15 protein-coding genes are annotated in these 14608 nt (G+C 57.6%); 3 read left to right on the top strand and 12 right to left on the bottom strand.

Annotated elements, in window-relative coordinates:
- Positions 1-11: 11 nt before the first annotated feature.
- The 9 genes from hisF to PHC90_00440 all read right to left on the bottom strand — a co-directional run bounded on the left by hisF (position 12) and on the right by PHC90_00440 (position 7542).
- The gene (hisF, locus tag PHC90_00480) at positions 12-770 is read right to left on the bottom strand and encodes an imidazole glycerol phosphate synthase subunit HisF (GenBank protein ID MDD3844813.1); all 759 of its coding nucleotides are present in this window, start codon (positions 768-770) and stop codon (positions 12-14) included.
- On the bottom strand, positions 760-1467 hold the full coding sequence (locus PHC90_00475; protein MDD3844812.1) for a 1-(5-phosphoribosyl)-5-[(5-phosphoribosylamino)methylideneamino] imidazole-4-carboxamide isomerase: 708 nt from the start codon (positions 1465-1467) through the stop codon (positions 760-762). The genes hisF and PHC90_00475 overlap by 11 nt, the downstream gene beginning before the upstream one ends.
- The gene (locus tag PHC90_00470) at positions 1464-2042 is read right to left on the bottom strand and encodes a hypothetical protein (GenBank protein ID MDD3844811.1); all 579 of its coding nucleotides are present in this window, start codon (positions 2040-2042) and stop codon (positions 1464-1466) included. Before PHC90_00470 ends, PHC90_00475 begins: the two co-directional genes overlap by 4 nt.
- 187 nt (positions 2043-2229) lie before the next feature.
- Entirely contained in the window at positions 2230-2919 is a 690-nt protein-coding gene (locus PHC90_00465) for an ABC transporter ATP-binding protein (GenBank protein MDD3844810.1), read from the bottom strand.
- On the bottom strand, positions 2907-3656 hold the full coding sequence (locus PHC90_00460; protein MDD3844809.1) for an ABC transporter ATP-binding protein: 750 nt from the start codon (positions 3654-3656) through the stop codon (positions 2907-2909). The genes PHC90_00465 and PHC90_00460 overlap by 13 nt, the downstream gene beginning before the upstream one ends.
- Positions 3657-3675: 19 nt before the next feature.
- Complete coding sequence (locus PHC90_00455) at positions 3676-4617, bottom strand: branched-chain amino acid ABC transporter permease (GenBank protein MDD3844808.1); 942 nt, start codon at positions 4615-4617, stop codon at positions 3676-3678.
- Positions 4618-4627: 10 nt separating this feature from the next.
- Complete coding sequence (locus PHC90_00450) at positions 4628-5527, bottom strand: branched-chain amino acid ABC transporter permease (GenBank protein ID MDD3844807.1); 900 nt, start codon at positions 5525-5527, stop codon at positions 4628-4630.
- 27 nt (positions 5528-5554) lie between these two features.
- Positions 5555-6772: an ABC transporter substrate-binding protein gene (locus tag PHC90_00445; GenBank protein MDD3844806.1), complete on the bottom strand. Its 1218-nt coding sequence runs from the start codon at positions 6770-6772 to the stop codon at positions 5555-5557.
- 86 nt (positions 6773-6858) lie between these two features.
- Positions 6859-7542 carry a GntR family transcriptional regulator gene (locus PHC90_00440; protein ID MDD3844805.1) on the bottom strand — a complete coding sequence of 228 codons (684 nt, stop codon included), beginning with the start codon at positions 7540-7542 and terminating at the stop codon, positions 6859-6861.
- Between the two features lie 50 nt (positions 7543-7592).
- On the opposite strand from PHC90_00440, the gene PHC90_00435 reads away from it, so the two are divergent.
- The 3 genes from PHC90_00435 to PHC90_00425 are packed head-to-tail and all read left to right on the top strand — an operon-like array spanning position 7593 to position 11131.
- Positions 7593-8807, top strand: coding sequence for a lactate racemase domain-containing protein (locus PHC90_00435; GenBank protein ID MDD3844804.1), 1215 nt, complete (start codon positions 7593-7595; stop codon positions 8805-8807).
- A 54-nt stretch (positions 8808-8861) separates the two neighbouring features.
- Positions 8862-9803: a D-alanyl-D-alanine carboxypeptidase gene (locus tag PHC90_00430; protein MDD3844803.1), complete on the top strand. Its 942-nt coding sequence runs from the start codon at positions 8862-8864 to the stop codon at positions 9801-9803.
- Positions 9800-11131: a M48 family metalloprotease gene (locus PHC90_00425; GenBank protein MDD3844802.1), complete on the top strand. Its 1332-nt coding sequence runs from the start codon at positions 9800-9802 to the stop codon at positions 11129-11131. Before PHC90_00430 ends, PHC90_00425 begins: the two co-directional genes overlap by 4 nt.
- A gap of 114 nt (positions 11132-11245) precedes the next feature.
- On the opposite strand, the gene PHC90_00420 is transcribed toward PHC90_00425, so the two are convergent.
- The 3 genes from PHC90_00420 to ahcY form a co-directional block, all read right to left on the bottom strand.
- The gene (locus tag PHC90_00420) at positions 11246-12130 is read right to left on the bottom strand and encodes a glycosyltransferase family 9 protein (protein MDD3844801.1); all 885 of its coding nucleotides are present in this window, start codon (positions 12128-12130) and stop codon (positions 11246-11248) included.
- 213 nt (positions 12131-12343) lie between these two features.
- Positions 12344-13261 (bottom strand): PfkB family carbohydrate kinase, encoded by a 918-nt coding sequence (locus tag PHC90_00415; GenBank protein ID MDD3844800.1) that lies wholly within the window; start codon positions 13259-13261, stop codon positions 12344-12346.
- A complete protein-coding gene (gene ahcY, locus PHC90_00410; protein MDD3844799.1) occupies positions 13258-14583 on the bottom strand; it encodes an adenosylhomocysteinase in 1326 nt (441 codons plus the stop codon). Before ahcY ends, PHC90_00415 begins: the two co-directional genes overlap by 4 nt.
- Positions 14584-14608: the final 25 nt, after the last annotated feature.

The following is a 14608-nucleotide window of genomic DNA, read 5'->3' as shown; positions in this document are numbered from 1 at the left end:
CGTCCCGCGCCCTATAGCCTCACGTTCACGCCCCGGCTGCGGAGATATCGCTTCGCATCGACGACAGTGAACTCCCGGTAATGGAATATCGATGCGGCAAGGACGGCATCCGCCTTTGCCAGGGCGAGCCCGTCGTAAAGGTGCTCCAGGGTACCTACCCCGCCCGAGGCTATGACGGGGATGTTCACGGAATCGGCGATGGCCCGCGTCAGCTCGATGTCAAAACCGGCCTTGGTCCCGTCCCTGTCCATGCTGGTGAGGAGTATTTCGCCGGCGCCCAACTCCTCCACCCTCTTCGCCCAGCCGACGGCATCGATACCCGTCGGTCTTCGGCCTCCGTAGGTGTAGACCTCGAAACCCCCGCCTTCGCGCCCCTTGGCGTCAATGGCAATGCAGATGCACTGGCTGCCGAAGATCTCGCTCGATTCCCGGACGAATTCAGGGTTCTCCACCGCCGTCGTATTGACGGTCACCTTGTCCGCGCCCGCCCGGAGGATGTCCCGGATGTCATCTGTGGTGCGTATGCCGCCTCCCACCGTAAGAGGCATGAAGACCTCGTGGGATACCCGCTCAACGACGTCGATGATGGTTCTTCTCTTCTCATGGGAAGCGGTGATATCGAGAAAGCACAGCTCGTCCGCCAGCTGTTCCTCGTAGGCCTTCGCATTCTCCACGGGGTCGCCGGCATCCTTAAGCTCGAGAAAATTGGTCCCCTTGACGACCCTGCCTTCCATTACATCAAGGCAGGGAATGATCCTCTTAGTCAGCATAACCCATGGCCTCCTCGATGCCGATGAATCCCTCGTAGAAGGCCTTTCCTATGATCGCCGCCCAGACGTCCATTCCCTTGAGACGCCTGACATCGTCTATGTTCGACACACCGCCGCTCGCTATGACAGGCAGTACGGTCAATTCCGATATTGCCTTGAGCCCCGCAAGATCCGGCCCTGTCAGCATCCCGTCGCGCTCGATGCTCGTGCACAGAACGGCCTTGATACCGATGCGCTCCGCGGCCTTGAGTATGGCAACGGGGTCCCTGTCGACAGCGCTTTTCCATCCCCGCGACATCGGTTTTCCCTGAAGAAGATCGAGACCGAGGACGATGTTGCCGAACCGCGACAGCCCCTCGAAATAGTCTTCGTCCTCGAGGGCACGGGTACCGATGATGATCCCGTCGATGCCGAGGTCGCTGTAGTATTTAATGGTATCGTCGGTGCGGATGCCGCCGCCGACCTCCATGTAGCCTTTCACCATGGAACGGATCTTTCCGATGATCTCCCCGTGTACGGGTTCGCCCGTCCTCGCGCCATCGAGATCGATGATATGGAAATCCCGCGCGCCGCGGCGCACCATTTCCTCGATCATGGAGAGAGGATCATTGCTGTAGACCGTTACTTCTTTGAAATCGCCTTTCCTGAGACGAACGGTCTTGCCGCCCATCAGGTCCATCGCAAAGAGCGCCTTCACTCTCCCGGCTCCGTCGGCCCCTTCGTCTCCACGAGCTCGTCCAGTCCCGCGTTGATGCCCTCTTCGGCAAGCTCCTCCGCCGTCACCCAGCGCCCTCCCCTGCTGAAGAACTTTCCCACGGTGAAAAGGTTCTGAGTCAGGGCTTTCTGCTCTTCGGCATACGTGAAGATCTTACCCAGCATATTGTCCTTCATGAGGTGCATATGAAAAGCGACGGCGGCAGGTTTCTCAATGGCGAAATTGCCCCCTTTGCGCTCCTGGAAACGATAAACGAGAACATGGATGTAGGGCTGATCTTTCTTCATTCCATCGGAGTAGCCGATATTCCGGTCAGTAAGCGCCGTTTTAAGCTTCACCTTCAGGATGACCGCGGCATCCGTATGGATGACACCGGGGCTGATCGCCCTGCCGCAAACGGGACACCGCGTTGCCTTATCGCCGTCCTTAAGCTGCTCCACGACAACGCCGAGATCGCTCACGGCATGAACAGCGGGGACCGCAAAGGCTATGCAGGCTATGCCGCCAAGAAGGCAGGCGAAAAAGAAATGCGATTGTTTTTTCAGTTGTGCGAACATGTCTAATTCTATAAGAAAACCGGCATAAAAGAAAGGGAAAAACACCGTTTCAGGCCTCACGTTCCAGGTTTCAGAAAAAAGATGAAGACCCTTGAGTCCCGGCGGTTTACCATAGGGCGGGAGAGCGCAAATGTCTTGTTTTTCCCTGGGACCTGGGACCGATCCAGCTTTCGCGGGAACGCGAAAACTAGATCATGAGGTATTTTCGTTTTACCTCTTCGTTCGCCTCGAGTTCCTGGACGGTGCCTTCGAAACGGATCCTGCCGTTGTCGATGACGTAGGCCCTGGTGATCATCTTGAGGGCGGAGCGCACGTTCTGCTCGGACAGGAGAATGCTGATGCCGGCGTCCTTAAGCCGCAATATCTGCTGTTCCAGATCGCGGACGATGAGCGGGGCAAGACCCTCCGTGGGCTCATCGAGGAGAAGGATCTCGGGGCCCCCCATGAGCGCCCTCGCTATGGTAAGCATCTGCTGTTCCCCGCCGCTCAGGTGCCCGGCGCGGCGGGCCTTTATCTCCTTCAAGGCGGGGAACAGCCCGTAGACCCTTTCCTTGTCCCACTCTTTGCTGCGGCGGTAGACGATATCAAGGTTGTCGTCGACACAGAGGTCGGCGAAAACCCTGCGGTCGTCGGGGACGTAGCCGATGCCCTGGCGGAAAAGCACGTACGGCTTGCGCCCGGTGATCTCTGTTCCCTTGAGGGTGATCGTCCCCTTCCGCGGCGGCACGATGCCCATGATGCTCTTCATGGTGGTCGACTTCCCTGCCCCGTTGCGCCCGAGAAGACCCACCACTTCGCCGGCGCCGACCTTGAGGGTGACACCGAAGAGAATGTGGCTCAGCCCGTAGTAAGTATCAATGGCTTTCACGTCAAGCATGCGTCACTCCCGCCCAGGTATGCGTCCTGCACCTCCTGGCAGCACCTGACATCCTCACAGGTGCCCTGAATGATCGTCGATCCCCGCACCATGACCATGATCCGGTCCGAGATGGAGAAGACGATCTCCATGTCATGCTCGCAGAAAAGGATGGTGATACCGAGCTTTTCCTTGAGTTGTTTGATAAGGTCGATGCATCGTGTCGTCTCCTCCGGCGACATCCCTGCCGTGGGTTCGTCGAGGATAAGGAATTCGGGGTTCCCCCCGAGGGCGATGGCGATCTCGAGGACCTTGCGCTCGCCGTGGGATAGGGCCGCGCTTGTCGCATCCCTGATGTCCATGAGGCCCACGTTCTCGAGGATCCTGTCCGTCTCATTTATGGCCAGCTTCGCGGAAGGAGTGAAGAGGTTCCACGTCTTCTTCTGCTGTGAGAGAACAGAGACCTGGACGTTCTCAAAGACGCTGAGCCGGGGAAAGACGTTCACCACCTGGAAAGACCGTGACATGCCCCTGCGGCAGACCTTGTAGGGGGGATGCCCCGTGATGTCCCCACCCTTGAAAAGGACCTTTCCGCTGTCGGGTTTCAGCACTCCCGTGATGAGATTGAAAAGGGTCGTCTTGCCGGCCCCGTTCGGTCCTATGACGGCCACAACCTCTCCCTCCTTCACGGACAGGGAGGCATTGTTGACGGCCTTGAAGCCGTCGAAGGACTTGGACAGTGACGTTACCTCAAGCACGCGAAACCCCTTATGCGCATCAGATGCTCCTTGCTTTTTTCTTCACGAACCTGTCGAGATATCCGAGGACGCCGTTGGGAAGGAAGAAGATTACGAGCATCATGATCACCCCGAGGATGAGGGCCCAGTAGCCCGTGATGCCGCTTACGTAAGTCCTCAGGAGGACTATGGCGGCCGCGCCCACCATGGGGCCGAGAAAGGAAAACCACCCGCCGAGGAGGCACATGATGATGAGCTCCAGAGAGAGCGTCCAAAACATCATATCGGGAAACACGGTGTTGTCGACGACGACGAAGAGGGACCCTGCCACGCCCCCGAAGAACCCCGCGATGGTGAGGGCAAGGAGCTGGTGGAGCCTCACGTTGACGCCGATCATCTCGGAGCGCACCGGGTTGTCCCGTATCCCCTGGAGGGCGCTGCCGAAGGGGGACCTGATCATCCTGTAGAGAATGAACATGGAGACGGCGGTGACGATAAGGGTGAAGTAGTATCCGCCGTTCGGCGAGGAGATGATGTCGGGAAGGGGGACGCCGTGGATGCCATCATCGCCCCCGGTAAACGAATACCAGCGATAGACAATGGCCCAAACGAGGGAGCCCAGCGATATCTGGAGCATCCCAAAGTAAAGCTTGGAGAGGCGTATGCAGATGATGCCGATGACAAGGCCCATTATGGCCGCCGCTATGGGGCCGACGACGAACCCCAGCCAGGGCGAGAGCCCCGACTTGATGATCATGAGCGCCGTGCCGTATGCTCCGACGCCGTAAAAAACGGCGTGGTGGAATTGAAAAACCCCGCCGTAGCCGAGAACGAAATTGAGGCTCGTCGCGCACAGTCCCGTAAGAAGTATGATCGCCGCAAGGTAAACATAGAACCTGTCGAGAAAGACAGGGAAGAGGAAGAGGACGACAAGGCCGGCAATGACCCAGGGGAGCTTGCCCCGAAAAACAAGGCTCTTCACGGACACCCCCTTACCACGTTGACCTCAAAAGCCCCGTGGGCCTGAAAAGGAGCACGACGACCACCGCCACGTAAGGGAAGACGATACCGAACTGGGGCCATACGAGAATGCCAAGGGACTGGGTGAGGCCGAAGATGAGCGCGCCGAGAAGGGCACCCCAGACGTTGCCGAGCCCCCCCATGATGACGATGAGGAATGCCTCAATAATGAGGGTGTGGTCCATTCCCAGGGTGACGCTCACCGTGGGAGCGACAAGAACACCCCCCAGGCCCGCCAGAAGACAGCCGATGATGAAGACGATGGCGAAAACCCAGCTCACGTTGATCCCAACCGCCCCCACCATCTCCCTGTCGACTGCGGCGGCGCGGGATATCTTGCCGATCTTCGTCTTGTTGGTCAGAAGCCAGAGCGATATGGCGATAACGGGCCCCATGACGAGGAGGAAGAAGCTGTAGATGGGAAAGGGAAGCCCTCCGAAGAGATTTATGTAGCCCTGAAACACATTGGGCACGGGGACCGAACGGTATTCGGCCCCCCATACCAGCTTGACAAGGTCCCCAAAGACAAGGGACATCGCAAAGGTGAGAAGGAGCAGCATCAGGTGCTCGCGTTCATAGAGGAACTGAAAGAGGGATCTCTCGGCGGCAAAACTGACGACGGCAACCCCAAGGGGGGCGATGATAAGGGCCATCCAGAAACCCATGTTGCCCCCGCCGAAGAGGTGCGACACCGTGTAGGCCATGAAGGCGCCGATCATGTAGAGAGAACCGTGCGCCACGTTGGGGATCCTTAAAACCCCCAGAATGAGGGAGAGGCCCGATGAAACGATGAAAAGAATGACCGTGCGGGAGAGGCCCACGAGTATCTGGCTCAATATCCCCGGGCTCAGGAAGCCAAAGATGCTCTCCATTACTCTTACCTTTCTCTCGTGCCTCTTTTATCTCTTGCGGCGCTTCAAAACCTCCTCGCAGGACGGGACGTAGTCCTTGCCCTGGATGGTCTCGATGCTGCCGGCAATAAGGAACTTGTACTTTGCGTCCTTTTTCGTGACGCCGAAATACATGGGAAGCAGGAGCTGATGGTCGCACTTGCGGATCTCCAGCTTGCCGACGGGGCTGTCGATGACCATGCCCTCGAGGGCTGTGACGAATTTCTCCTTGTCGATCCTGCCGGCCTTCTTGTACCCTTCCAGGATGAACTGCGCCGTCATGTGCCCGTAGAGAGCCCCGACCCGGGGATTGCGGTTGTAGGCCTTCTTGAAATCGGCCACAAAGGTCCTGTTCTCGGGGGTATCGGGATAATAGAAGAAATAGTTGGCAGTACCGAAAACGCCCTCGGGGGCGCTGGGACCCTGGGGGGCGAGAACGGAAAGCTCCGTGGCGGTGTGCTGATAGAAGGGGATCTTCTGGCTGAGGCCGGTGGCCTTGGCTGCCTTCTGGAAGTTGACCATGCCGGAGCCCCCCGTGGCCACGATGATGAAGTCGGGTTTCGCGGCAAGGATCTGGGTGATATACGGGGTGAAGTCGGCCTCGCCGACCTTCCACCAGGTCTCCCCTACCTTCTGGACGGAAGGTTTGAGCTTCTTGAGATTGTTCCACACACCCTGCGCGATGGCGTGGCCGTATTCATAGTCGTCGCCGGCTATCCAGTACCTGACGTAGGGCTTCTTCGCCAGCGCTATGGCGGCCGCCCTGCCTGCCATCTCGGTATTCTCGTTCATGTTGAAGATATAGCGGTGTCCCTTCTCGCTGACAATCTTGTCGCTCTTCGCAAAGGTGACAAAGAAGGGTATCTTCTCCTTCCTGACAAAGTCGGAAATGGCCAGTGTGGTGGCGCTGTTGATGGTGCCCATGAGGATGTCGACCTTTTCCTTGAGGACAAGTTCCTTGGCCATGGCAAGGCCGATATCGGGTTTGAACTTCTCATCCCTCGTCGTGAATTCGACCTTCTTGCCCAGGATCCCGCCGGAGGCGTTTATCCTCTGCACGGCGAGCTTGAAGCCGTCGAGGACGTCATTCGTGAAGGTCGTCGCAGGCCCCGTGTAGGTGTCCACAATGCCCACCTTTATCGTATTTGCTGCCCGGGAGACGGAACATATGCACAGGACCGACAGGAAAAACACTGACGCGAGCGCAAAGAAGGAACACTTCTTCATACCGGCACCTCCGTTAAGTTTTTTGCGTTGATTTGAGGTTTACACAGAAACTCTTTTTTGTCAATTAAAACGTCCGGCGCGGGGGGTCACCCTTCGGTGTCGCCGTCGGAGTCACGAAAAACATAGTAGAGGATGTCGTCCCTTGCCTGGATGAGGTGCGTTTTCACTGCGGCTGCTATCTCCCCCGTGTCGCCCTTTTCAATGGCATTCACGATCCGTTCATGGCCGTGCATCGACCTCTCCGCCGTTTCGGTCATATAGATGCACTGGATCCGATACCGCAGCATATGCCTGCGAAGGGTCTGGGTGAGTTCCAGCAGGCGGTCGCTGCCGGCAAGACGGGCTATGATATCATGGAACTGCGCATCGAGTTCCACGTAGCCATTGAGATTGCCTTTTGCTATCCGCTTCTTCTGGTTCTCGATGTTCCTTTTGAGGGCCTGGATGAGCCTGTCCCTTTGCTTCGCCGTGGCCCATGAGACGGCGAGACCTTCTATGGCGGCCCTGATCTCGCATATCTGCTCGACCTCCCGCATGTCCATGCCCCTGACCACGTAGCCTACCCGGGGGATGGAAACAACAAGTTTTTCGAGCTCGAGATTGTGGAGCGCCTCTCGCACGGGCGTCCGGGAGGTGCCTATCTCCCCCGCGATCTTCGCTTCTATCAGCCTTTCCTTGGGGGCGATGGCCCCCTTGAGTATCTCCTCACGGATGTGATGATAGACCTTCTGCCTTATGGTCTCATCTTTTTTTATTACCAGTTTTTTCATTAATTTCGTATACTGTACCTTAGCCGTTGTTATCATTCAAGTTTTTATTTATGGAAATATCTCTGCCCCATGGCCTCTGGAATGGTGAGCGCATCCTCGAGGTGGATCTCCCACCCCGATGGGACGTCGACGTCCTTTCAATGGAGGGTGACGCGGCAGAGCCCATCGGTGAGATGGAGTACCGGGCATCGCTTATGCCCCTCGTGCCCCTTATGAAGGGCAAGAAAGAGGTCTGCGTCCTCTTCGACGACCTTTCCCGGCCGACGCGCACCTACGAGATAGTCCCCTGGCTCCTCGAGGCCTTCGGCGCCGCCGGCATCGATGACGGGCAGGTGCGGTTCCTCTGCGCCCTGGGGACACATTCTCCCCACAATAACGCCCAGTTCCGGAAGAAACTCGGCGCAGAGGTTCTCGAACGCTTTCCCGTCTATAACCACAACTGCTACGAGAACTGCGAGACGCTGGGCAGGACGGCCCTGGGAACACCCGTCACTATTAATAAGGAATACCTGAGCTGCGATCTCAGGATAGGCATCGGATCATTCATCCCCCATCAGTTCTGCGGTTTCGGCGGCGGGTACAAGATCGTCTTTCCCGGAATAGCCCACATCGACGCCATCGAATATCACCACGGACCCCTGCTCCAGAGCAACCTGGACTCCTGCTGGGGCCTTGGCAATCACTCCTGCAACGCCATCCTTTCAGACATACGGGAAGCGGGAAGGATGGCGAAGCTGGATATCAAGATCGATGTCTTCGTGAACAGCTCTTCCCGCGCCACGCGGGTCTTCGCCGGCTACCCCGACTCCCTCTATCCCGTGATGATAGAGGGAGCGCTCAGGCATTACGCAACGAAGGTCCGGGGAGAATACGACATCGTCTTTGCCAACACTTTCGGCAAGGCCAACGAGGCCATCATCGCCGCTTCCATATCGGAGGCGATCCTGTCCCGCGACGGGGGCTACCTTGTCCTCCTCAACGACACCGAGGAGGGGCAGGTCCTCCACTATCTCATGGGAAGGTTCGGAAGAAACCTCTGGGGCAGGCTCGGAAGGGGAGAAAGAAAAAGCGGCGAAAACCTCAGGAAGCTCTTCCTCTACTGCCGCCACAAGGACCATGCCGGCTCCTACTGGTTCGGTACGGAGGAGGACATCGCCTGGGTCGACGATCTGGGCGCCCTCATCGGCGAACTCGACAGGGAATACTCCGGCAGTCCCGTCCGCGCCGCGGTGATACCTGATGGAACGGTACAGATGATGGTCTGAACGACGGTTGTTGAGGTTGTAACAACACATCAAATAGTGTATAAATAAGCCACGATGCATTTTGTTCTTGTCCTTCCACTCCTCCTTTCCCTTCTCTTTGCCCCCTGTATCCTTTGCGCTCAAGGGGAGAATGACGGGATAACGGCGGCGTCCTACATACTCGTCGAGAACGACACCTTCCGGGTCATTACGGGCAAGGACTATCATCGCAAGCTGCCGCCGGCAAGCACCGCAAAGGTCATGACCACCCTCGTTGCCGTCGAACACCTTGGTGGCGATGAGATCATAATCCCCGACAAACAGGTTACGCGAATCCCCCCTTCCAAAATGAATCTCGTTCCCGGACGGAAATACCGTTCCGCAGACCTCGCGAAGGGAACGATGGTGAAGTCGGCGAACGATGCCGCCTACGTTCTCGCCTCCCATGTCGGCGGCTCCGAAAACGCTTTTGCGCGCATGATGACGGAACGAGCCCGGGAGATCGGCGCCATCGACACGAACTTCGAGAACGCATCGGGGCTCCCTGCGGACAATCAATACACCACCTCCTACGATCTTGCCCTCATCTTCAAACATGCCCTTGCCAACGAGCGCTTCGTCGAACTCGTCTCGACACGGTACTTTCTCTTCGAGGACAGCGCGCGCAAGGTACGCTACAAGAACCACAACAGGCTGCTCTTCTGTTTCGAACCGGCCATAGGGGGCAAAACGGGGTACACCCGGGCGGCGCGGCACTGCTACGTGGGGGCCTTTGAAAAGAACGGCAGGATCTATATCCTGGCACTTTTGGGAAGCCGCGACCTCTGGGGGGACACGGTCCAGATATTGAAGACCATCTATGACGACGTTCCCACCGATAAGGAGCTTCGCCAGGCACGAGCCCACTCTGTCACCCTCTCTTCCGCGGGCGCTCCGAAGAAGAAATCGGCGATCAGGAAAAAGGTCGTCAAGCACCGCACCATAAAACCGAAGAAAAGACCGGCACGGAGACGATGAAGAGACACATCGCCACTCTTGTAATATTTTTCATCCTCGCCGCGTCCATGCCTGTTTTCGCCCTCACCAACGAGGATGAACGCAAATACGGCAAGGAGATCTACCTGGAGATAGCCCGGTCGGCCCCCATTAACAACGACCCCTACATATCGCTCTACCTGAACGACATACGCGGCAGGCTTGAAAGCAAGACGACCATGCCTTTCCCCACGGTCCTCACGGTCATCGATTCTCCCACCATCGATGCCTTTGCCACGATAGGCGGATACGTCTACATCGCGGCGGGCCTCATCGCCAACTGCGACAACGAAGAGGAGGTCGCCGGCGTCATGGCCCACGAGTTTGCCCATATCAGGAAAAGGCATATTGCCAAGAGGATGGAGAAACAGAAGTATCTCAATGCCACCGTTGTGGCAACCATGCTCGCCGCGATGCTCGTCGGGGATTCGGCCCGCGGCGCAGTATTGGCGACCGGCATGGGCGCGGCGCACTCGATGGCGCTGCGCTACTCCCGCGAGGACGAGGAAGAGGCGGACCGCGAGGGCTCGATCCTTGCCAACGATGCCGGCTACGGGGGTCTCGGCATCGCGGACTTTCTGAAAAAATTGCGGTCCGGCGGCGGCGACAAGCTCTATCCCCAGTACCTGCTTACCCACCCCTACCACGAAAGCCGCATTATCAACCTTGAAAAGACATGGACCAGGAAACCCCCCTCCGTGGACACCTCCCTTTTCCCTTATATCATCGCACGGGCAAAGGTCGTTCAAACTTATCGCTCCCGGGGTCTTGCCGATGATATCTGGGTCAGGCGCTACGGCCGCGACAGCACGGATCCCGTGGCGGCCTACGGAGCAGCGCTCTATCACTCGCTCAGGGGAAACTTCGCGGAGGCGGTCCGGATCGCCCGGACCATCGTGTCTCCCTATAGAAACCTCTTACTCGGCGAAATATATGTTGCCGCCAGCCGGTTCCCCGAGGCCGCACAGACACTGGACAATGTGAACGAACGGGTGGGGCGGTATTATCTTGCCCGGGCATACGAAGGCATGGGAAGGAACGATCTTGCCGCCAGAACCTACCGGTCACTCGACGCCTACGCCCCCGTATATCCCGAAATATACTACCGTCTCGGCATGATCCTCGGCAGGACCGGTGACGAGGCCGGAGGCCATGCGGCCCTGGGCCGCTACTACATGTACAAGGGAAACTACATGCTGGCCCGGACGAATTTCGAAAAGGCCATCTCCCGCTACGGCATCAACTCCCGCGAGGGCGTGGAACTCATGCGGCTTATCGATAATCTGGAAGATAAAGAAAAGAAAAAATAGAATAACCCGACGAGAAGCCAATAACCAGATTCCAATGACCAAATAAACGGCAATGACCAACGAAAGACAGGCGACGGGATGGTGCCGTGTCTTTCGTTGGTCATTGGAATCTGGTTATTGGTTCTTAATCGTCTCCTCGATCATTTCACCCACTAAACGGGCATCCACCCTGTCCACCCCGAACCTGAGCGAGATGTTCCTTCCCCTGGGGTGCCAGATGGCGGGATCGAAGGCCGTGAAGATGGTTACCGTGGCGAGTCCGCAGGCACCGGCGAGGTGGGCCATGCCGGAATCGTTTGATACAAAGATGCCCCCGTCATCGAAAAGCCTCTTCACGTCGGCCAGGTCTTCCAAGAAAAGCGATCCTTCCGCCGAGAGCAAAAGCCCCGGGGGCCTCATGAGGAGGGCATCTGCACCCCTCCCCCTGAAGAGGTCCCGGAGGGCGACAAAGTTCTCCGCCGGCCATTTCTCTTTTAAAAACCCTTGCTCCGGGTAGAGAATGACCCTCTGGCCCATTTTTGGGGTTATCTCCTTTCTTCGGGGTTTGATCCCTGACCGGGAAAGTTGGTCAAGCTGATAGTCTTCGATGTGCGCCTTCTCAATGGGAGGCGCTTCTTCACCCTCGGGCGGCGGGTCGAAGGACCCGTCGGGATACATGTCGACGAACATGGGCTCCGCGACGGAATGCGCTTTCCACCGTCTGCGGATGGAACCCCGCCTGTCCTTGCCGATAAATATGATCCGCCCCCAGCGCGGCCCGGCGAGCTTTTCAGAAAAGAGGTACAGCCAGTGCCTCGATTCCACGCCGTGCGTCCTTTTGAAATAGCCACTGAAAAGGTCAAGAAAACGCCTGTTGCCGAGACCGACGAGGCGGTCGCCGAAATGTTCCCGCAGCGACAGGAACAGGGACTCCGCGAGACAGACGTCGCCGAGACCGCCGAGGTGGACAACGAGGACCTCGTCCTCAGCCGACATTTTGGGGGGGGATGCCGGTCCCATCCCGGGCATACCTCTTTCAGCGTTTCCCATGAGATTTGCACCGTTCTAACGGAAAAGGTTGTCCCGTTAAAGGAAAAAGGCCGCACCAGGCTGTTTCTCCGCCATATCACGCACTTCACAGCCGCCATGCATGATTGTGATCACTGCGCAACCACGCAGGGCGGCTGTGATCTTTCCTGAGATCGGACCGGCAAGGTTTCCCGCGGCCTGTTTTTACAGACTTATGTCCCCGAACTGCATGCAGCCCTTCAGGGCGTGGTATCTTTCCTTGATCTCCGGCATCGTCAGTTTCTTGATCCTGTTGATGCTGAAGTCCTCGACGTTGAAGGAGGCCATGACGGTGCCCATGATGATCGCCTGTTTCACCGTCTCGGAAGTGGCCTCGCCGACGTTGGCGAGATAGCCCATGAAGCCGCCGGCAAAGGTGTCGCCTGCGCCGGTGGGGTCGAAGACGTCTTCCAGGGGATAGGCGGGGGCGAGGAAAACCTCGTCCCGGTTCATCATGAAGACGCCGTACTCGCCACGCTTGACGACGATGCATACGGGGCCGAGCTCGATGAGCTTCCGGGCTCCCTTAACGAGGTTGTGTTCCTTTGTGATCTCCCGCAGTTCCGCCTCGTTGATGACGAGCATGTCCACCCGGGCTATCACCTTCATGAGAGCATCGTACTTGTTCTCGATCCAAAAGTTCATGGTGTCGAGGACAAGGGCCGCCGGTCTTTCCACCTGATCGATGACGTGAAGCTGGAGCTCGGGGTCTATGTTGGCGAGGAATAGGAAGTCGGCGCTGCGGTAGTCTTCGGGTACCTTCGGCCTGAATGTCTCTATGACATTGAGCTCTGTCTTGAGCGTTATCGCCTGGTTGAGATCGTATCCGTACTTGCCTTCCCAGCGAAAGGTTTTCCCATGATCGACCTCGATTCCAGACATGTCGACGCTGCGCTCCTTGAGAAAGGAGATGCCCTCCATGTCGAAATCGCTGCCCACTGTGGCCACAATGCCTACATCGGTGAAGAAGCTGGCGGCATTGGTGAAGTGAAGGGCCGACCCCCCGAGGACATTGTCTGCCTTTCCGAAGGGGGTCTCTATGGAGTCATACGCTACCGTTCCCGCAACGAGAAGCTTGATCACGTTCCCATCTCCCAGGACGCGAGGTACGTCTTCTGCTCCGGCGTCAACGTGTCGATGGTGATGCCCGCCGAGGCGAGCTTGAGCATGGCCACCTGCTCATCTATGGCCTTGGGTACGGAGTAGACCTTCTTTTCCAGCTTCTTGGCGTTCTTCCACATGTATTCCGAGCAGAGCGCCTGGTTGGCGAAACTCATATCCATGACGTCCGATGGATGCCCTTCGGCGCAGGCGAGATTGACGAGCCTGCCCTCACCGAGTACGAATATCTTCTTCCCGTCCTTCAGGGTATACTCATCGATGAAGCCGCGGATCCGCCTTTTCGACTTCTTCATCTTTTCCAGGGCGTCCAGATCGAGCTCGACATTGAAATGTCCCGAGTTGCAGACCATGGCCCCGTCCTTCATCTTCTTGAAGTGTTCCTCGCGGATGACGTGGATGTCGCCGGTGGTGGTTACGAAGATATCGCCGATGGCCGCCGCCTTCCCCATCTCCATGACCTCGAACCCATCCATGTGGGCCTCAAGCGCCCGAAGGGGATCGACCTCGGCGACGACGACGTGGGCGCCGAGACCTTTCGCTCTCATGGTGACGCCCTTGCCGCACCAGCCGTACCCGGCAAGCACGAAGGTGGCGCCGGCAAAAAGAACGTTCGTGGCGCGCAGTATGCCGTCGATGGTGCTCTGGCCGGTGCCGTAGCGATTGTCGAACATGTGTTTCGTCAATGCGTCGTTGACGGCGACGACGGGAAACTGGAGAACGCCTTCCTTTTCCATGCTCTTCAAGCGGATGACGCCCGTCGTTGTTTCCTCCATGGAACCAACGACATCACTGACAAGGGCCTGTTTTTCCTTCTTGCCAAGCTTCTTGTACCATTTTTTGATGGTGTCATGGAGGGCCTCGGAGCGGTCGAAGGCGATCATGTGGAGGGCACCGACAAGATCGGCACCGTCGTCCATCGTGATATTGGGCATAAAGGCAAGGGCCTTCATGATGTGTTCGTAGTACTGGCGGTCCGTCTCACCCTTTATGCAAAAAGCGGGTATCTTGAAATGCTTGACGATGGCCGCCGCAACTTCGTCCTGGGTGCTTAAGGGGTTCGAGGCGCACAGCACCACGTCGGCGCCGCCCGCCTTCAAGGTTTTCATGAGATTCCCCGTCTCCGCCGTTACATGAAGACAGCAGGCGATCTTGACGCCCTTCAGGGGCTTCTTCTTCGCAAACCTCTCGGCGATCTGCCCCAGGACGGGCATCCTTCTTCCCGCCCATTCTATTCTTTCCAGCCCGGTATCGGCCAGTTTTATATCTTTTACATCATAATCCATTGTGTATTCTCCTTCACGTTTTCGC

It is taken from the genome of Syntrophorhabdaceae bacterium (assembly GCA_028698615.1).
GTDB lineage: Bacteria > Desulfobacterota > Syntrophorhabdia > Syntrophorhabdales > Syntrophorhabdaceae > Delta-02.
This window is presented reverse-complemented; position numbering and strand designations above follow the sequence as displayed.